The organism is Paractinoplanes hotanensis (assembly GCF_023717965.1).
Lineage (GTDB): Bacteria > Actinomycetota > Actinomycetes > Mycobacteriales > Micromonosporaceae > Actinoplanes > Actinoplanes polyasparticus.
The window spans coordinates 20,257-39,307 of the sequence record NZ_JAMQOL010000007.1; the positions used below are offsets into that span (position 1 = coordinate 20,257).

Sequence of the window (19,051 nt, forward strand, 5' to 3'; positions counted from 1 at the left end):
GAAGTCACGTCCTGCCGAGCGGATAGTCGCGCCGGCGTCGCCAGGGCCCCTCGCCACCGTGGGAGAACAGCGTGAACGCCGGCACTCCGAACTTGGCCGAGAAGCCGGCCAGGTCGTCGAACGCCGCGTCCAGCGCCTCGGCCGGCACGTCCTGGGCGATCGTCACGTGCGGATGGTAGGGGAAGCGCGAGCCGCGGTGGATGTCGCCGGAGCTCACGATCGCCTCGGCCAGCAGCTCGCACTCGCTGATGCCGGCCGCGAGCGTCACGAAGACCACCTCGGTGATCGGCCGGAAGGTGCCCGTGCCGCGCAGGTGGATGGTGAACGGCTGTTGCGCGGCGGCGACCGCGGCGAGGTGCTTCTCGATGCGCGGCAGCGCCTCGGTGGCGACCTCGGTCGGGCCGAGCAGCGTGACGTGGGCCGGGGTGTACGCCGCCTGCGGGTCGCCGGCGGCGGCCCGGCGCTGGGTGAGCTGCTCGCCCCAGGGCTCGGGGATGTCGATCGCGACGCCGATGCGCGTCAGTCCGTTTTCGAGCGGCGGCGGGGTGGTCGGATGGGGCGTCACCTCGGGGTCAGACGCCGCGGGCCGGGCTGAGGAAGCCGATGTTCCGGTACGCCTCGGCCAGCGTCACCGAAGCGACCGCGCGGGCCTTCTCGGCGCCGATCGCGAGCACCTTGTCGAGGTGGTCGGGGTCGTCCAGGTAGGCGCGGGTGCGCTCCTGGATCGGCTTGACGAAGTCGACCACGATCTCGGCCAGGTCTTTCTTGAGGTCGCCGTAGCCGCGGCCGTCGTACTGCTCGAGCAGCTCGTCTATGGTCCGCGTGGTCAGCGCGGCGTAGATGGTGAGCAGGTTGCTCACGCCGGGCTTGTTCTCCTCGTCGTAGAGGATCTCGCGGCCGGTGTCGGTGACCGCCGACTTGATCTTCTTGGCCGAACGGGCCGGGTCTTCCAGCAGCTCGATGATGCCGTTGGGCGAGGACGCCGACTTCGACATCTTGGCCGTCGGGTCCTGCAGGTCGGTGATCTTGGCCGTGTCCTTCAGGATGTAGGCCGAGGGGATCGTGAACGTGGGCCCGAAACGCGTGTTGTAGCGCTGGGCCAGGTCGCGGGTGAGCTCGAGGTGCTGCCGCTGGTCTTCGCCCACCGGCACCTGGTCGGCCTGGTAGAGCAGGATGTCGGCGGCCTGCAGGATCGGGTAGGTGAACAGGCCCACCGTCGTCGTGTCGGCCGCCTTGGCCGACTTGTCCTTGAACTGCACCATGCGGCCGGCCTCGCCGAAGCCGGTGATGCAGCTCAGCACCCAGCCCAGCTGGGCGTGCTCGGGCACGTGGGACTGGACGAACAGCGTGCACCGCTCGGGGTCGAGTCCGAGGGCCAGCAGCTGGGCGGCCGAGACGCGGGTGCGCTGGCGCAGGGCGGCCGGGTCGTGCCCCATGGTGATCGCGTGCAGGTCGACGACGCAGTAGTAGGCGTCGTGCGACTCCTGCATCGCCACCCAGTTGCGAACGGCGCCGAGATAGTTGCCGAGGTGGAACGAGTCGGCGGTCGGCTGAATGCCGGAAAGCACGCGGGGGCGGCGGGCGACATCGGACATGACGACCATTGTGTCAGCCGTCGGGAAGCCTTCGCGAACGACCCGTGGGGTCGGGCCGGATGTTTGAAGATGTTGACTTTTGAGCGAAGATGGTGGAACTATGAAGACCTAATCTGCGGAAGGGTAACGCCGTGAAACTGCTCGTCACGGGGGGCGCCGGCTATGTCGGCAGCGTCACCAGCCGGCTCCTGCTGGACGCCGGCCACCAGGTCACTGTCCTCGACAACCTGGTCACCGGCTTCCGCGAGGCGGTCGCGCCTGACGCCACCTTCGTCGAGGCCGACATCCGCGACGCCGCCCAGGTACTGACGCCCGGCTCCGGTTTCGACGCCGTGCTGCACTTCGCGGGCCTGATCGCGGCAGGCGAGTCGATGGTCAAGCCCGAGCTGTACTGGCACGACAACGTGGTGAAGTCGCTCGCCCTGCTCGACGCGGTGCGCGCCGCCGGGGTGCCGCGGTTCATCTTCTCCTCCACCGCCGCCGTCTACGGCAACCCGGTCGAGCTGCCGATCACCGAGTCCGCGGTCAAGGCCCCCACCAACACGTACGGGGCCACCAAGCTCACCTTCGACCACGCGCTCACCTCCGAGGCGTTCGCGCACAACCTGGCCGCGGTCTCGCTCCGCTACTTCAACGTCGCGGGAGCCTACATCTCGGGCGACCACGAGATCGGCGAGCGGCACGACCCCGAGACCCACCTGATCCCGATCGCCCTCCAGGTGGCCGCCGGCAAGCGCGAGAAGCTGCAGCTCTTCGGCGACGACTACCCCACGATCGACGGCACGTGTGTGCGCGACTACATCCACGTCGAAGACCTGGCCCGCGCCCACCTGCTCGCGCTCGACGCGGCCACGGCCGGCGAGCACCGCATCTACAACCTCGGCAACGGCAACGGCTTCTCCAACAAGCAGGTCGCCGAGGTGGCCCGCGAGGTCACCGGGACGGAGCTGCCGGTCGAGATCGCCCCGCGCCGCGACGGCGACCCGGCAACGCTGGTCGCCTCGTCCGAGCGGGCCCGCGAAGAGCTGGGCTGGGTGCCCGAGAAGAACACGCTCCAGGCCATGATCGGCGACGCCTGGACGTTCTACCGCAAGCACGTCGCATGATCGCCGACGACGCCGCCGAAGCGTTCCGCAAGGCCTACGGCGCCGAGCCCACGGGCCTGTGGGCCGCGCCCGGCCGGGTCAACCTGATCGGCGAGCACACCGACTACAACGAGGGTTTCGTGCTCCCGTTCGCCCTGCCGCAGCGCACGATCGCGGCGGTCGGCCCGGCCCCGGCCGGTGAGTGGACGGTGTGCTCGACCTTCGAGGACGAGCCGGTCAGCTTCGGGCACACCGAGCCCGGCGCGGTGACCGGCTGGGCGGCGTACGTGGCCGGGGTCGTCTGGTCGCTGGCCGACGCGGGCCACGAGGTGCCCGGCGCACGCATCGCCATCGCCTCCGAGGTGCCGCTCGGCTCGGGCCTGTCGTCGTCGGCCGCGCTCGAGTCCTCGGTGCTGACCGCGCTGATCGACCTCGGCGGCCTCGACGTGCCGCTCGAGCAGCGGCCGGCGATCGCCCAGCGGGCCGAGAACGTCTACGTCGGCGCCCCCACCGGCATCCTCGACCAGTCGGCGTCCATCCGCTGCGAACAGGGCCGGGCGCTGTTCCTCGACTGCCGGTCGTACGAGGTCGAGCAGATCCCGTTCGACCTGGCGGCCGCGGGCCTGGCCATCCTGGTCATCAACAGCAACGCCCCGCACCAGCACGTCGACGGGGAGTACGGCGCCCGCCGCGAGTCGTGCGAGGACGCGGCCCGCCTGCTGGGGGTACGCGCCCTGCGCGACGTCACCGGCGACCAGCTCGACGACGCGCTGACCCGTCTCGACGACGAGGTGATGCGCCGTCGCGTCCGGCACATCGTGACCGAGGACGACCGTGTGCTGGCCACGGTGAAGCTGCTGCACGCCGGCCAGGTGCGCGAGATCGGGCCGCTGCTGACCGCCTCGCACGTCTCGATGCGCGACGACTTCGAGATCACGGTGCGCCAGGTCGACCTCGCGGTCGAGACCGCCCTGCAGGCCGGCGCGTACGGCGCCCGGATGACCGGCGGCGGCTTCGGCGGGTGCGTGCTGGCTCTGATCGACTCGGACAAGGCGGCCGAGGTCACCGCGGCGGTCGAAGAGGCGTACGCCAAGGAAGGCTTCACACCCCCGACGGCCTGGACCGTCACGGCGGGACCGGGCGCGGGACGGCTTAACGTCATACTCACCGGGTAACCGGTGGGCATGACGACTTCACAGAACGAGGGCCGCGAGCAGGAACACGACGAGCCCACCACTCGCGACGACAAGTCCTAGCGCGGTACTGCTTGCGCCTCGACGGTCGGCCCCTTCACCACGGGCCGGCCGTCCACCCAGTCGACCCGGTCGAGCCAGAGCTGCCGGCCGGGTGCGACGCTGCCGATCGCACTGGGTGGCCAGGCGTGGTAGAGCAGCCACGACTCGCCGGCCGGGGTGGTGACCAGGAAGCCGTGTCCGGGGCCGGCCGCAGCCGGTGACGTGTGCAGGATCGGGTTCTCCGCGGCCTTGACGCACGGCCCGAGCGGGCCTTCGCAGGTGGCGTAGCCCAGGGCGTACTCCTGTTTGTCGAAGGCGTTGGCCGAATAGAACAGATAGAGCCTGCCGTCGTGGCGCACCATCTGCGGCGCCTCGATGACGTGTGCCTCCCAGCCGGCGTCGTTGACCAGCAGCCGCTTCGACTCACCGCTGATGGAGAGCCCGTCGTCGCTGAGGCGGGCGCCGTAGAGGTACGTCGGCTGCCCGATCGCGTTGCCGTCGTTCTTCCAGTAGAGCCAGCGCTGCCCCGACTCGTCGGTGAACGGGCTGGCGTCGATCGACCCGCCCTCGTCGGCCTGGCAGATCAGCGGCTGGTCGGAGTCGTCGACGAAGGGCCCCTCCGGCCCGGTCGCGACGGCGACGCCGATGCACTGGCGGCTGGTCGCCGTCGACCGGGCCGTGTAGTAGAGCAGATACCTGCCGCCCGGGGCGGCGATGACCTCGGGCGCCCAGGTGTTGCCGGGCTCGGCCCACTGGCCGACCTCGGGCAGCACGTCCCCGGCGGGCGTCCAGGTGACCAGGTCGGGCGAGGTCAGGAGCGGCACGTTGGCGGTGGGGCCGTTGGTTCCGTACGCGTACCAGGTCTCCCCCACGAGCAGCGCGCCCGGATCCGGGAAGTTGTCCGTGTGGACCGGATTGGTGAAAGTCACCGACTCCTCCTCGGGTTGCGGTTCGGCCGCTGCGGCACAGCCCCCAACGAGCAGTGCCGCAGCCAGCAGCGTCCGCCTCACCACTGGTAGAACCGCAGGTAATCAAACGTCGCTGTGACCGCCGGCTCGGCGCCGCCGTGCGCGACCAGACCGACCCGCGGGTTGCTGTCGGCGGGCAGCGTCCAGACCCCGCCCCACGTCCACCGCTTGCCGTCACGGCTGACGCCGGCCCGGTACTCGTGCTCGCCGTTGGCTGGGTCGACCCGGTGCGCGAGCCGCAGCCACGTCGTCGTGAGCCCCGGCGTGCCGGCGATGGTTCCACCGTACGAAAGCGCGTCCGCGTACGGCATCTCCTTGCCGAACTCGACCTGCCGGGTGTTCCAGATCGCCACCGCGCTGAGTCGCGCGAACAGGTCGTCGCCGGCGTAGGCGATGAGCCCGGCCTGCTGATAATTGCGCACGACGTCCTCGCCCAGCGGCAGCGTCAGCTTGGTCTCGGCGATCCACCGGCCGGAAGGGGGAGTCCGCAGCAGCACGCCCGCGCTGTTCGAGGCGCCGGTAAGGTCGGCGCCCTGCACCGGCCAGCTCAGCGCTCCCCCGTCGACGGTCGCCGCCGGATCCTGGCGAACCCAGCTCCAGCCCCGCAGCGCGCCGCTGAACTCATCGGAGGAGGAGGACAGCAGCCGCCCCGGCTTCGGCGTCGGGGCCGGACGCGCGTCGCGGGCGTCGGAGGCCCAGGCACCGCCGTTCACCGTCGGCCAGCCGCCGGGCCAGTCGAGCCGGTCGATCAGCATCGGGCGCTCGTTGATGCCGAACGGCTCGTCGAGGTAGGGGTCGTTGCGGTCGATGGCGTGGTAGACGAACCAATCCTGGCCGCGCTTGTCGGTGATCAGTCCGTTGTGGCCGGTGCCGACCCAGCGGTTGCCGTTGGGCGCGATCACCGGGGTGCCGCCGGCCCGGGACACGTCGAGCCGCAGCCCGTCGCGGTCGGTGAACGGCCCGAGCGGGCTCCGCGACCGGCCGACCGACACGGAATAGCCGGTGGTCGGGCCGGCGCAGCAGTTGGCGGACGACGCGAACAGGTAATAGAACCCGTTGCGCCGCACCACGTAAGCGCCCTCGAACTTGTTGTCGATGGCGACCTGCGTCGGCATGCCGGTGATCCGCAGTCCGTCCGCGGTGAGCTCGCTGACCCAGATGCCGCCGAAGTAGCTGCCGTAATACAGGTACTTCCTACCGTCCGGGGTCGTCAGCTGAGCCGGGTCGAAGGTCCACCACCAGCCGCCGCCGGGAGCCGCGCGCGGCGGAACCGCTGGTTCCGGCGCCCAGGTCCACGGGCCGGTCGGCTTCGGTGCGGTAGCCACGCCGATCGCCGAGGCGCCGGGGGCGGTGGTCGTCTCGGTCACGGTCGCGTAGAGCACCCACCGGTTGCCGATCTTGCGCACGTCGGGCGCCCACAGCGAGGCGTTCGCCGCCGCGTAGGGCGGCAGGTCGCCGAACGCGTCACCGACGTACTTCCAATTCTTGAGGTCGGTCGTGCGCGCGATGGGGATGCGGTGGGCGACCTTCTCGCCCTCACGCAGCGGGTCGGACGTGCCGAAGCCGTAGTGGAAGCCGTCGTCGCCCCGCACGATCACCGGGTCGGCGAACGTGTCGGCGAAGTCGGCCGAGATCGGGTTGCGCGGTCCGGGCGCGCTGCCGGCGTGTGCTGCCGACGCGGTCAGACCGACCAGAGTGATCGCCGCCGCGAGTGCGGCCGTCAGACGTCGCATGATCATCCTTTCAGGCCGGAACGGGAGACACCCTCGATCACGTAGCGCTGCGCCACCATGAACAGCAGCAGCACCGGGATGCTGGCCACGAGCGCACCCGCCATGATCACCGGGTAATTGATCGTGTACGCGCCCTGCAGGATGGCCAGGCCGGGCGGCAGGGTGAACTGCTCGGGGCTGAACAGCACGTAGACCGGCCAGATGAAGTCGTTCCAGTTGGTCAGGAAGCTGATCACCGCGAGCGTGGCCAGGGCCGGTTTGGACAGCGGCAGGACCACGCGGGTGAAGATCTGCCAGGAGTTGGCCCCCTCGAGCACGGCCGCCTCCTCCAGCTCCTTGGGCAGGCTCAGGAAGAACTGCCGCAGGAAGAAGACGCCGAACGCGCCGGCCGCCCCCGGAATGATCAGGGCCCACAACGTGTCGAGCATCCCGAACCGGTCGACGATCAGGAAGTTCGGGATGATCAGCACGAAGCTCGGGATGAACAGCGTCGCGATGATCATGCCGAAGATCAGCTTCTTGCCCCGGAACTCGAGCCGGGCCAGGGCGTAGGCCGCCATCGAAGCGACCGCCAGCACCAGCACGGCCTGGCCGGTAGCGGCCAGCACGCTGTTGAGGAACCAGCGCAGCACCGGCGTCTGGGAGTTGCCCAGCAGCGTGTCGAAGGCGCCCGTGGTGGGCTCCTCGGGCAGCACCGTGGGCGGCACCCGGGTGGCCTCGCCCGGCGTCTTGAACGCGGTGAGCAGCATCCACACGACGGGCGCGATGAAGACCAGGCTCAGTCCGATCAGGACGGTGTACCAGGCGATCGGGCGTACGCGTCTCATGATGCGTCCTTCTCCCGGAACATACGGAACACGATCAGGCTGACCACCAGCAGACACGCGGTCAGCAGGTAGCTCATCGCCGCGGCGCTGCCCATCTTGTAGTCGCTCAGGCCGACCTGGGCGATGTACATGATCGCCGTACGGGTCTCGGTGCCCGGCGCGCCCTGAGTGATCAGATAGGACTGCCCGAACATGTTGGCCGACACGAGGATCGTGTTCACCGTGACGAACAGCAGCACCGGGCGCAGACCGGGCAGCGTCACGTGCCGGAACTCGGCCCACTTGCCGCCGCCGTCGATCCGCGCTGCCTCGTACAGCTCCCGCGGGATGTCCTGCAGCCCGGCCAGGTAGATCACCGCGTTGAAGCCGAGCGTCCACCAGACCGTCACGCCGACGAGCGTGACCCAGGCCCAGGGCAGCGCCGTAGTCCACGGCGTGTCCCCCGGCAACCCGATCGCGCCCAGCACGGAGTTGACCACGCCCAGGTTGGGGTCGAGCACAAAACGCCAGAGCACACCGATCACGGCGACCCCGAGCACGTACGGCGCGAAGTAGACCGCCCGGAAGAAGGTGCGGCCCCGGAAGCTGCGGTTGAGCAGCAGCGCCAGCAGCAGCGGGATGATCAGCAGGAGCGGCACGCTGAACAACGTGAAGATGCCGGTGGCCGACAGGCTCTCCCACCAGAAGCTGTAGACCGCCGAGTCCGGGTCGAACAGCGCCTTGTAGTTGTCCAGCCCCACGAACGGCTTGCCCGGCAGCAGGTAGTCCCAGTCGTGCAGGCTGATCCACAGGCCGTAGACCGCCGGCGCCAGCACGAAGGTGGCGAACACGACGAAGTACGGCAACAGAAACAGGTACGCCGTGAGTGGTCCGGTCCGGCGCACCCGGCCGCCGGCGCCGGCCTCCCCAGCCTGCACCGGCGGCGTACGGGTGACTGCGGTCTCAGCTGCCATACTTCTTGGCGTTCTGCTCCAGGAGCTGGTTGGCCTTGGCGGCGCCGTCGGAGAGCGCCTTGGCCGGCTCCTTGCGTCCGAGGACAGCCTCGTTGATCGCCGTGACCATGGTGGCCATGACGTCGGCGATGCCCGGCTTCGGCGGCAGGAAGTGCAGGTAGTCGATCTGCGTGCCGATGGCCGCCTGCTCGGGCAGCGCCTTGAACTCGGCGCCGTTGCGGATCTCGGCACGGGCCGGCACCTGGCCGCCGCGGGCCCACTCGATCGAGTGCTGGCTGATCCAGTTGATGAAGACCTTGCCCGCGGTCAGCTTGTTGTCGTCCTTGGCCTTCTGCTTGAACTGCACGAACTGGTGAGAGCCGGCCCAGGCCGCCTTCTGCGTGCCGATCTGCGGCAGCGGCGCCACGCCCCACTCGAGGTTCTTGTCCTCCTTGAGCGTGTTGATGGTCCAGATGCCGTTCCAGTTGAACGCGTTCCTACCGTTGCGCAGGGCCACGATGTCGGCGTCCTGAGCCACGTTCTTGGGGCTGAAGCCGTTCTTGACGTGGTCCGTCATCCAGGTCAGCGCCTGCACGCCGGGCTGCTCGGCGAAGAGCGCCTTGGTGCCCTGGTCGTCGAAGAGATTGCCGCCGAACTGCCACAGCAGCGACTGGAACTGCATGCTGCCGGTGAACTCGAACGGGGTGACCCAGTCGCCCTGGATTCCCTTGGCCTTCATCGATTCCAGGGCCGCCTGGTACTCGTCGTTGTTCGTCGGCGGCTTCTCGGGGTCGAGACCGCCCTTCTCCATCACGGCCTTGTTGTAGAAGAAGCCGAGCGGGTGCACATCGAGCGGGATCGCGTAGCGGACATTGTTGTAGACCCCCGCGTTCCACACCGGCGGCGAGAAGTCCTCGGCCTTGAAGTTGAGCGCCTTGGCCAGGTCGTCCAGCGGCAGGACCACGCCGCGGGCGGCGTTGGTCGAGACGTGGTCGACGTGCATGACCCCGACGTCCGGACCGTTGCCGGTGGCGACGGCGGCCGGCGTCTTCTGGTAGTAGTCGGCCCACTGGTACGTGTTCATCGTGACCTTGATGTTCGGGTGCTCGGTGTTGAACTGGTCGACCAGCTTCTTCATGAACGGGCCGTCGCCACCGGTGAAGCCGTTCCAGAAGGCCAGAGTCACGTTCGGCCCGGTGTACGCGGTCGCGGCCGGTGCGGCGTTCTGCCCGCCACCGGTCACCTTCTCGTTCGGGCCGCTGTCGCCACAGGCGCTCAGGAGCACGGCGCCGCCGGCTCCTACGCCCAGGCCCATCAAATTACGGCGTGAAAGGTTCATTGGGACTCCTCGGGGGTGAGGCACAGCGCGTGCCAGGACACGGGCGGAAGGAGGATCTCGTCGCCGTCGCTCACCGCAAGCGAGGTGAGCTCGGGCTTTTCGGCGCTGAGGGTCAGGTGCTCCCGCAGGCGGTGACGCGGGAAGGCGCGCAGGTCCACGGTGAGCGGCACCGGCTCGGCCCCACGGTTGACCAGGAAGACGGTGAGGGCGCCGGACTCTTCGTCGTGAGTGGCCACGGCGTCGACGGACGGCACCGCACCGAAGCGGCCGGTGGTCATGTCCGGCGACGTGAGAGCGGGGCGCAGCACGGTTCCCCGCGCGAGCCGCGCGGTGTGCGCGAACGGGTGGAAGATTGTCTGCCGCCAGGCCTCGCCGCCGGCCCGGGTGCGGATCGGCGCGATCACGTTGACCAGCTGGGCCTGGGCGCCGACGGTGACCCGGTCGGCGTGCCGCAGCATGCTGATCAGCAGGTTGCCGACCACCACGGCGTCCGTGCCGTTGTAGTCGTCCTCGATCAGGGCCGGCAGCTCCTCGATCGCGCGGTCCTCGGGCTCGGTGAACCGGGACTGGTACCAGACGTTCCACTCGTCCAGCGACAGCTTGATCCGCTTCTGGCGGCGCAGTCTGGCGCGTACGTGGTCGGCCGTGGCCACGACGTTGTCGATGAACCCGTCGAGGTCGACCGCGGACGCCCGGAAGCTGGCCTCGTCGTGCTTCTCGGGGTCGTAGTAGGTGTGCAGCGAGATGTAGTCGACCTGGTCGTACGCGTGCTCGAGGACGGTGGCCTCCCACGCGGCGAAGGTCGGCATGTCCGAGTTGGAGCTGCCACAGGCGACCAGCTCGATGCTCGGGTCGACCCGGCGCATGGCGTGCCCGGCCCGCGCCGCGAGCCGCCCGTATTCGTCGGCGGTGAGGCTGCCGATCTGCCAGGGCCCGTCCATCTCGTTGCCGAGGCACCACAGCCGTACGTCGTGAGGTTGCGCGACGCCGTGCTTGCGGCGCAGGTCGGAGGCGGCCGTGCCCTCGGCGAGGTTGCAGTACTCGACCAGCTCGGCGGCCGCCTCGATGCCCCGGGTGCCCAGGTTGACGGCCATCATCGGCTCGACACCGGCCAGCGACGACCAGCGCATGAACTCGTTCAGTCCGAACGCGTTGCTCTCCAGCGCCCGCCAGGCCAGGTCGAGCCGGCGCGGGCGGTCGCCACGCGGGCCGACCCCGTCCTCCCAGCGGTAGCCGGAGACGAAGTTGCCGCCCGGATAGCGGACGGTGGTCACGCCTAGTTCCCGCACCAGGTCGAGCACGTCGCCGCGCAGACCATCGGCGTCGGCGGAGGGATGACCGGGTTCGAAGATGCCCGTGTAGACACATCGCCCCATGTGCTCGACGAACGAGCCGAAGAGCCGCCGGTCGACGGGGGCGATCGTGAAAGCCGGATCGAGGGTGAGCTGCGCCACTGCCATGCCCACTTTTTACAACGTTGCATTCATCGTTGTAAAGAGACCGCGGTAAAGATCCCGAAACGAATCGGAAACGACGTCAGCCGGACGTGCTCTCGCGGGCGACGAGCCGGTGATCCACTCGCAGCTCGCGCGGGGCTCCGGCCGCGGCCGGCCCGTCACTCAGGCGCTCAGCCAGCAGATCGACCGCGAGCTGGGCTATCCGGGGCGCGTCGGGCGCGACGGTGCTTAGCGTCGGCGTCGAGAACCGCCCGTCCTCGATGTCGTCGAACCCGATCAGCGCGACGTCGCCCGGCACCGAGACCCCGCGGGACAGCAGCGTCCGCATCGCCCCGAGGGCGAGCAGGTCGTTGAAGCAGAACACGGCGTCCGGCGGTGACTCCAGGTCGAACAGGCGGGCCATCGCGGCCGCCCCGTCGACCCGGTGGAAACCGTCCGCGGGCATCTCCAGCGCCGGATCGACCGGCAGCCCGGCCTCCGCCAGCGCGGCCCGGTAGCCGGCCAGACGCTGGTGGGCGGTCACCGCCGAGGGCCTGTCCTGCACACCGATGGCGGCGATCCGGCGCCGGCCCAGCGCGGTCAGATGCCGGGTCGCGTCGGCCGCGGCCGCGGTGTTGTCGATCGCGACGTGGTCGGCCGGCCCGTGCCAGACCCGCTCGCCCAGCAGCACCATCGGCGTGCCGTCGCGCAGCGCCAGCTCCTCACCGGCCAGGGCGAGCGGGCTGAAGATCAGGCCGTCGATCGCGTGCCGCCGCAACCCCTCGACCAGGTCGCGCTCGCGCTCGGCCTGCCCGTCGGTCTGGTCGATCAGCACCGTCCATGATCGACGCTCGGCGGCCTGCACGATCAGCCCGGCGATCTCGGCGAAATAGGGCGACTGGAGCTCGGGCACGGCCAGCGCGATGACACCGGAGCGGCCGCTGCGCAACTGGCGGGCGGCCATGTTGGGCACGTAGCCGAGGGCGTCGATCGCGGCCTGCACACGGGCACGCGTGGCCGGCGCCACGTGCACGTAACCATTGACGACGTTCGAGACCGTCTTGATCGACACACCGGCCCGCGCCGCGACGTCCTTGAGGCCTGCTGGCACGGAAAGGGACTATACAACGTTGCAGGACTTAAGTCCGATCACCCGGCGGAGCTAAGGGGCACCGCAGAGAGCGGCATGGGGGATTACCGTGGCGACATGTCCCTGAGCGCAGCGTGTCTGCCGGTGAAGGAGTCAGCAGTGAGCCTCGAGAGTGAGGTCGATGCATCGATCGTGCTGCTGACCGTGACCGGGCGGTGGGACCGCGCGCTGCGGCAACGGACCATCGAGCGGTTGCAGAAGTGCCTGGCCGAGCACCCGGAGGCGCTCATCGTCGACCTCACCGGTCTCGACGATCCGACCGGCGTCAGCGCGCCGACCTGGATGGCGGCGCGACGGACGGCCGAAGCGCTGGCGCCGTCCGTGCAGCTCGCCCTCTGCATCCCGCCCGAACTGCCGCTGGCCGACCGCATGCAGCGCCTGGGCTCTCGCAACTACCTGCCGATCTACGCCCGCGTGCGGCAGGCCCGGGTGGCGATCGCGAGCCGTCTGCCCCTGACCGAGCGCCTTACGCTCACCCTGGGCCCCCACCCGGAATCGCCCAGCCTGGCCCGCAACCTGATCAGCGACGCCTGCCTGGTCTGGGACAGGGTGGCGCTGTTGCATCCGAGCCGGTCGGTGATGTCCGAGTTGGTCAACAACGCGATCGAGCACGCCGGCACCGAGATGACGGTGGCGGTCAGCCTGCGGGGCGCCGGCATCCACCTCAGCGTGGCCGACGGCGTCGCCGAGTTGCCCCAGCCGCTCAAGATGACCCGGGTACGCCGCGGCCGGCCCCTCGACGAGCGGGGGCGCGGCCTGCAACTGGTCAGCGCGCTCGCGGTCGCCTGGGGCAGCCTGCCGACCCGTACGGGCAAGGTGGTCTGGGCGACGCTGCAACCGCCGCTGGAGGCGGAGCGACGGCAGCCGCGGAACGAGGCTCCGCGACTGCCGCCCAAGCAGCGTAACGAGGGCCCTACTGAGCCTCGATGATCATGCCGGCCGCCACCGTGCGGTTGGTGCTCTCGTCGATCAGGATGAAGCCACCGGTGGTGCGGTTGCGCCGGTACTCGTCGGCGAGCAACGGCACCGTCGTGCGCAGCCGCACCCGGCCGATCTCGTTGAGCTGAAGCTCGCCGGCCTGCTCGTCGCGGTGCAGGGTGTTGACGTCGAGCCGGTACTGCAGGCCGCGGACCACCGTGCGAGCCGAGCGGGTGGTGTGCTTGATGGCGTACTTGCCGCCGACCCGCAACGGGGCCGTCTCGTCCATCCAGCAGACCATCGCCTCGATGTCCTGGGCGACGGCCGGAGCGTTGTGCAGCCGGCAGATCATGTCGCCCCGCGAGATGTCGATCTCGTCGTTGAGCCGCACGGTGACCGACATGGGCGGGAACGCCTCGTCGACCGGGCCGTCGGCGGTGTCGATGGCGGCGATCGTGCTGGTCATGCCGGACGGCAGCACCAGCACCTCGTCGCCCGGCTTGAGCACGCCGGAAGCGACCTGGCCCGCGTAGCCGCGGTAGTCGGTCACGGTCGTCGACTGGGGACGGATCACGTACTGCACCGGGAACCGCACGTCGACCAGGTTGCGGTCGCTGGCGATGTGCACGTGCTCGAGGTGGTGCAGCAGCGACGGGCCGTCGTACCACGGGCTGTTCTCGCTGCGCGACGCGATGTTGTCGCCGTTCAGCGCGGACACCGGGATGATCGTCAGGTCGCCGATCTCGAGCTTGGCCGCGAACGAGGTGAACTCGTCGGCGATCTTGTCGTAGACCGCCTTGTCCCAGTCGACCAGGTCCATCTTGTTGATGCAGAGCACCAGGTGCGGCACGCGCAGCAGCGACGTCAGGAAGGCGTGCCGGCGCGACTGCTCGACCAGGCCCTTGCGCGCGTCGACCAGGATCAGCGCGAGGTCGGCGGTCGAGGCGCCGGTGACCATGTTCCGGGTGTACTGGATGTGACCCGGGGTGTCGGCGATGATGAACTTGCGCCGCGGGGTCGCGAAGTAGCGGTACGCCACGTCGATCGTGATGCCCTGCTCACGCTCGGCCCGCAGGCCGTCGGTGAGCAGCGCCAGGTTGGTGTATTCGTCACCGCGGGACGCGCTGGCCGCCTCGACCGCCTCGAGCTGGTCGGCGAAGATCGTCTTGGTGTCGTAGAGCAACCGGCCGATGAGGGTCGACTTGCCGTCGTCGACGCTGCCGGCGGTGGCGAACCGCAGCAGGTCCATGCGCGCGGCAGGCGCCGTCTCGGTCTCCAGGACGGCCTGGCTCATCAGAAGTAACCCTCTCGCTTGCGGTCTTCCATCGCGGCCTCGCTGACCTTGTCGTCACCGCGGGTGGCGCCCCGCTCGGTGATCCGGGTGGCGGCGACCTCGTCGATCACCTTGTCGACCGTGTCGGCCTCGGAGAGCACGGCGGCGGTCTGCGAGGCGTCGCCCACCGTGCGGTAGCGGACCCGGCGCACCTCGGAGGTCTCGCCGTCGCGGAGCCGGATGAACTCGTTGACCGCGTAGAACATCCCGCTGCGCTCGACGACCTCACGGTCGTGGGCGTAGTAGATGCTGGGCAGCGGGATCTGCTCCTTGGCGATGTAGTGCCAGACGTCCAGCTCGGTCCAGTTCGACAGGGGGAACACCCGGATCGACTCGCCCGGGTGATGCTTGCCGTTGTAGAGCCCCCACAACTCGGGCCGCTGGTTCTTCGGGTCCCACTGGCCGAACTCGTCGCGGAAGCTGAACATGCGCTCCTTGGCGCGTGCCTTCTCCTCGTCGCGGCGGGCGCCGCCGAAGAGCGCGTCGAAGCGGTACTTCTCGACCGCGGCCAGCAGCACCGGGGTCTGGATGCGGTTGCGGGTGCCGTCGGGCAGCTCGCGCACCAGGCCGGTGTCGATCGCCTCCTGCACGCTGGCGATCACCAGGTTGAGCCCGAGCATGGCGACCCGCTGGTCGCGGTATTCGAGCACCTCGGCGAAGTTGTGGCCGGTGTCGATGTGCATCACCGGGAACGGGATGCGCGCCGGCGTGAAGGCCTTCTCGGCCAGCCGGAGCATGACGATCGAGTCCTTGCCGCCGGAGAACAGCAGGACGGGACGCTCGAACTCGGCCATGACCTCGCGCATGACGAAGATGCTCTCGGCTTCGAGGGCATCCAGATGCGAGACGCGGTACGGCTTCGTCTGGCTCATCGGTGGCTCCCAGACATCGGATCTAGAGGATCAGTGGGGTTTGCGGCTGTGTTGCTAGTGAAGAACCGTCATTCTGACGGAAGGTGACGCTGCAACGCTGCAAGCAACCGAGGAGCGAGATCCTTACGGCACACCACCAGGTCCGGCAACTTAGGGTCGGCCCCGTTGTATTTCAGCTCAGATCCGTCGATTCGGCTAGCGTGCAGGCCCGTGGCCAACGCCACAGCGACCGGTGCGGCCGAGTCCCACTCGTACTGGCCGCCGGCGTGCACGTACGCGTCGGCCTCGCCGCTGATCACTGCGGCGATCTTCACGCCGGCCGATCCCATCGGCACCAGCTCGGCCCCGATGTCCTCGGCGAGGGCGGTGACGAAGGCCGGCGGCCGCGTGCGGCTGGCAGCGATCCGGATCGGACCGGCGGTCGCGTCGAGCGGCATCGGCGGATAGGCCGGGGAGTGGTCGGTGGCGATCGTGCGGTGCTGAGCCGGCATCGCGACCGCGCCCGCGGCCAGGCAGGACGGGCTCGAGCAGTCGGCGGTCCAGAGCGCCACGTGGACGGCCCAGTCGGTGCGGCCCTCTTCGGAGAACTCTCGGGTGCCGTCGAGCGGGTCGATGATCCAGACCCGCGAGGCACCCAGGCGCTCGGGGCGCACGGTGCTCTGCTCGCCCTCGCGCCAGGCGTCGCGCGCGTGGTCGTCCTCCTCGGAGAGGACAGCGTCGGCCGGGCGCCAGCGCGCCAGCTCGGCCCGCATCAGGTGGTGCGCGGCCTTGTCGCCGGCCGCCTTGAGGGCCTTGCCGTCGGCGTAGCCCATCTCTTCCCGTACCTGAAGCAGGGTCTGCCCCGCCTTGTCGGCCAGCCACCGGGCGAAGGCCGCGTCGATCACCGGCGGCGTGCCGCCGTCATTGCTCTCCCGCTGGGAGGTCACACGGGCCGACGTCTCTGTCCGCTCGCCCATCTGTTTGCAGCTCCCTCAAGCTCAGTACGCCCCGGACGAGCGCACCACTGCGGTCATGGTGCGTAACAGGATCACCAGATCCAAACTCAGCGTCCAGTTCTCCACATAGCGCAGGTCCAGCCGGACCGCTTCCTCCCACGGCAGATCCGAACGTCCGGATACCTGCCACAGGCCTGTCATGCCCGGCTTGACGGCGAGCCGGCGCCGCACGTCGTCGGCGTACGCCGCCACCTCGGAGGGCAGCGGCGGCCGCGGTCCGACCAGCGACATCTGCCCCAGCGCCACGTTCAGCAACTGCGGCAGCTCGTCGAGCGAGAAACGTCGCAGATAGCGCCCGACCCGGGTCACCCGCGGATCGTCACGCATTTTGAAGAGCACGCCGTCGTGCTCGTTCAGATGCCGCAACTCGGCCAGCCGCGCCTCGGCATCCACATACATGCTGCGGAACTTGAAGATGCGGAACAACCGGCCGTCGCGGCCGACCCGCACCTGTCGAAAGAGTACCGGCCCGCGCGAAGTGCAGCGCACACAGAGTGCGAGACCGAGCAGCAAGGGACCGAAGATCATCAATAGCGCGAGCGCCCCGATCCGGTCGAACACCTCCTTGACCAGCCTCGATCCGCCGTGCAGGCGCGGGTGCTCGACGTGCAGCATCGGCAGCCCGTCGAACGGCCGGATCGTCGTCCGGGCGCCCGCCACGTCGACCAGCGAGCTCGCCACCACCAGGTCGACCTCGTCGCGCTCGAGCCGCCAGGCCAGCCGCCGCAGCGCCGCGCCGTCGAGCTCGGGGCAGCTCAGCACCACCACCGTGTCCGCGTCGGCCTGCTCGACCGCGCCCGCCACATCCTCGAACGTGCCGTAGACGGCCAGCCCCTGCGGCCCGCTCACGCCCACGCCGTCGTGTCCCGGCGGCAGGCACGCGCCCACCACCTCGAGCCCGTGGTAACGCTCGCGCCGCAGCTGGCGGGACATGCCGATGACCGCGAGCTCGTGCCCGACCAGAATCACCCGGCGGAGACTCTCGCCCCGGGCCCGCGACAGATGTAGCCGCTTGCGCAACGCGAACCGCAGGACGACCGACGAGACGATCGCTGTCGGCAGGGCGGCCAGCACATAGCTGCGGGCCAGATCAAGATCCAGCGCGTACGACACCAGGGCCACGCCGGCGATCAGGCCGACCCCACCGCGAAGGACCCGCTGGTACTCGTCGGTGCCGACGAACAGGTACCGCCGCTCGTAGGCGCGCGAGACCGCCAGCACGGTCAGCAGCAGCGCCGGCAGCAGGAACGACAGCAGCACGTAGGCGCGGTTGTAGCTGGTCACCTCGTCGCCGAAGCGCAGTCCGAAGGTGACCGCGCCGGCCGCCGTGCCCGCCATCAGGTCGCACAGCACCAGCGAGCGCACGTACTGGCGTTCCCAGCGCTGCCGGCGCGACATGGCGGCGTGCCGGCCGGGAACTCGCAGGAAGGGCCGCGCGGCCGGGCGGGTCGCCGCCGACTTGCTGGGGCGCTCCGACCAGTGCCGGTCGACCGCCTGGTTGCGCGCGACGTCGGACTTGCCACCGGCCGACAGCGGCGGGGCGTTGTCGGACCGGCCGGGCGGCTGGTCGACCCGGTTGGGCGAGGTCGGCCGGGGGCGGGCCGGAGCGGTGACGCCGAGGTGCATCGTCGAGCCGGGTGACGAGGATCCGGCCGGTGGCGGGCTCAACGGCACGACCGAAGCGGGGATCTTCGTACGCATGGACCCGGTGTTGGCCGGCGGGTGGTTCGCCCACCCGTAACCCTCGGGCGGGTGCGCCGGTGGACGCACCGGCCGGATCGCCGGCAGCAGCACGGTTGGCTGGGACAGCACCGCCTCCTGCGCGGACAGCTTCTGCTGCACCCCGAACCTCCCCCAAACGCCGGTCGCTTTGCACCGATCCGGTGCATACGTCTGACCAACGGTCGGACAGTCGTGAGCGTCACGGGATCGGGAGACGGACAAAACCGCCCAAACGATCTAAACGTTTCGACCCCGCGGCATCAACCGCCGTGGTATTTGTTCTGCGCCCACTCCACGCCCTCGAGCACGATCGCCTCGACGACGTCGGCCGCCCGGTCGACCAGGAAGTCCAGCTCCTTGCGCTCGGCGCCGGAGAAGTCGGAGAGCACGTAGTCGGCCGGGTCCTGCCGCCCGGGCGGACGGCCGATCCCGAACCGCACCCGTGCGTACTCCTTGTCCGCCAACGACTTCGACATGGAGCGCAGACCGTTGTGGCCACCCTCACCACCGCCACGCTTGGCCCGTATCTGTCCGAACGGCACATCAAGCTCATCGTGCACGGCAATCACGTTCGACACAGGGACTTTGAAGAACTGGGCCAGCGACACCACGGGGGCGCCGGACAGGTTCATGTAGGTCAGCGGCTTCAGCAGGACGAGCTTGGGGCCGCCGAAACCCAACCGGCCCTCGGCCATCTCAGCCTGGGCACGCTTGGCCCGGCCGAACTTCGCGCCCACCCGGGACGCCAGCAGATCGGCCACCAGGAAGCCCACGTTGTGCCGGTTGCCGGCGTACTCCTTGCCCGGATTGCCGAGACCGACCACCAGCCACGGCGACTCGTCGCTCACTGACTTTCCCCTCCCCATCCCGGACACGACTGCGGGGAAAGTGCCTGTAGCGGCACTTTCCCC

At 69.7% G+C, this 19,051-nt stretch carries 17 protein-coding genes; 3 read left to right on the top strand and 14 right to left on the bottom strand.

The window, feature by feature from the left end; translation table 11 throughout:
* Window positions 1-4 precede the first annotated feature (4 nt).
* Window positions 5-565, bottom strand: a complete 561-nt coding sequence (locus LXN57_RS05815) for a 2'-5' RNA ligase family protein (RefSeq protein WP_251796986.1) — start codon at window positions 563-565, stop codon at window positions 5-7.
* A gap of 7 nt (window positions 566-572) precedes the next feature.
* Window positions 573-1,595: a tryptophan--tRNA ligase gene (gene trpS, locus LXN57_RS05820; protein WP_251796987.1), complete on the bottom strand. Its 1,023-nt coding sequence runs from the start codon at window positions 1,593-1,595 to the stop codon at window positions 573-575.
* Window positions 1,596-1,726: 131 nt separating this feature from the next.
* Here trpS and galE point away from each other — a divergent pair, with 131 nt between their 5' ends.
* Both galE and galK read left to right on the top strand, forming a co-directional pair.
* A complete protein-coding gene (gene galE / locus LXN57_RS05825) occupies window positions 1,727-2,701 on the top strand; it encodes a UDP-glucose 4-epimerase GalE (RefSeq protein ID WP_251796988.1) in 975 nt (324 codons plus the stop codon).
* Entirely contained in the window at window positions 2,698-3,855 is a 1,158-nt protein-coding gene (gene galK / locus LXN57_RS05830) for a galactokinase (protein WP_251796989.1), read from the top strand. The genes galE and galK overlap by 4 nt, the downstream gene beginning before the upstream one ends.
* 77 nt (window positions 3,856-3,932) lie before the next feature.
* On the opposite strand, the gene LXN57_RS05835 is transcribed toward galK, so the two are convergent.
* From LXN57_RS05835 to LXN57_RS05865, 7 genes are all read right to left on the bottom strand, one after another.
* The gene (locus LXN57_RS05835) at window positions 3,933-4,844 is read right to left on the bottom strand and encodes a glycoside hydrolase family 43 protein (protein ID WP_251796990.1); all 912 of its coding nucleotides are present in this window, start codon (window positions 4,842-4,844) and stop codon (window positions 3,933-3,935) included.
* A gap of 77 nt (window positions 4,845-4,921) precedes the next feature.
* A complete protein-coding gene (locus LXN57_RS05840; protein WP_251796991.1) occupies window positions 4,922-6,616 on the bottom strand; it encodes a glycoside hydrolase family 43 protein in 1,695 nt (564 codons plus the stop codon).
* 2 nt (window positions 6,617-6,618) lie between these two features.
* Window positions 6,619-7,443 carry a carbohydrate ABC transporter permease gene (locus LXN57_RS05845; RefSeq protein ID WP_251796992.1) on the bottom strand — a complete coding sequence of 275 codons (825 nt, stop codon included), beginning with the start codon at window positions 7,441-7,443 and terminating at the stop codon, window positions 6,619-6,621.
* Window positions 7,440-8,396: a carbohydrate ABC transporter permease gene (locus LXN57_RS05850; protein ID WP_251796993.1), complete on the bottom strand. Its 957-nt coding sequence runs from the start codon at window positions 8,394-8,396 to the stop codon at window positions 7,440-7,442. Before LXN57_RS05850 ends, LXN57_RS05845 begins: the two co-directional genes overlap by 4 nt.
* The gene (locus tag LXN57_RS05855; protein WP_251796994.1) at window positions 8,386-9,714 is read right to left on the bottom strand and encodes an ABC transporter substrate-binding protein; all 1,329 of its coding nucleotides are present in this window, start codon (window positions 9,712-9,714) and stop codon (window positions 8,386-8,388) included. Before LXN57_RS05855 ends, LXN57_RS05850 begins: the two co-directional genes overlap by 11 nt.
* Window positions 9,711-11,174 (bottom strand): arabinosylfuranosidase ArfA, encoded by a 1,464-nt coding sequence (gene arfA / locus LXN57_RS05860; protein ID WP_251796995.1) that lies wholly within the window; start codon window positions 11,172-11,174, stop codon window positions 9,711-9,713. Before arfA ends, LXN57_RS05855 begins: the two co-directional genes overlap by 4 nt.
* A gap of 76 nt (window positions 11,175-11,250) precedes the next feature.
* A complete protein-coding gene (locus LXN57_RS05865) occupies window positions 11,251-12,261 on the bottom strand; it encodes a LacI family DNA-binding transcriptional regulator (protein ID WP_251796996.1) in 1,011 nt (336 codons plus the stop codon).
* Window positions 12,262-12,399: 138 nt separating this feature from the next.
* On the opposite strand from LXN57_RS05865, the gene LXN57_RS05870 reads away from it, so the two are divergent.
* Window positions 12,400-13,230, top strand: coding sequence for an ATP-binding protein (locus tag LXN57_RS05870; RefSeq protein WP_251796997.1), 831 nt, complete (start codon window positions 12,400-12,402; stop codon window positions 13,228-13,230).
* Here the strand turns inward: LXN57_RS05870 and cysN are convergent.
* The 5 genes from cysN to pth form a co-directional block, all read right to left on the bottom strand.
* The gene (gene cysN, locus LXN57_RS05875; protein WP_251796998.1) at window positions 13,214-14,512 is read right to left on the bottom strand and encodes a sulfate adenylyltransferase subunit CysN; all 1,299 of its coding nucleotides are present in this window, start codon (window positions 14,510-14,512) and stop codon (window positions 13,214-13,216) included. The genes LXN57_RS05870 and cysN overlap by 17 nt on opposite strands.
* On the bottom strand, window positions 14,512-15,423 hold the full coding sequence (gene cysD, locus LXN57_RS05880) for a sulfate adenylyltransferase subunit CysD (protein ID WP_251796999.1): 912 nt from the start codon (window positions 15,421-15,423) through the stop codon (window positions 14,512-14,514). The genes cysN and cysD overlap by 1 nt, the downstream gene beginning before the upstream one ends.
* A 68-nt stretch (window positions 15,424-15,491) precedes the next feature.
* A complete protein-coding gene (locus LXN57_RS05885; protein WP_251797000.1) occupies window positions 15,492-16,379 on the bottom strand; it encodes a 3'(2'),5'-bisphosphate nucleotidase CysQ in 888 nt (295 codons plus the stop codon).
* Between the two features lie 21 nt (window positions 16,380-16,400).
* Window positions 16,401-18,260 (bottom strand): sugar transferase, encoded by a 1,860-nt coding sequence (locus LXN57_RS05890; protein WP_308206596.1) that lies wholly within the window; start codon window positions 18,258-18,260, stop codon window positions 16,401-16,403.
* A 140-nt stretch (window positions 18,261-18,400) separates the two neighbouring features.
* Window positions 18,401-18,988: an aminoacyl-tRNA hydrolase gene (gene pth / locus LXN57_RS05895; protein WP_251797001.1), complete on the bottom strand. Its 588-nt coding sequence runs from the start codon at window positions 18,986-18,988 to the stop codon at window positions 18,401-18,403.
* Window positions 18,989-19,051 lie beyond the last annotated feature (63 nt).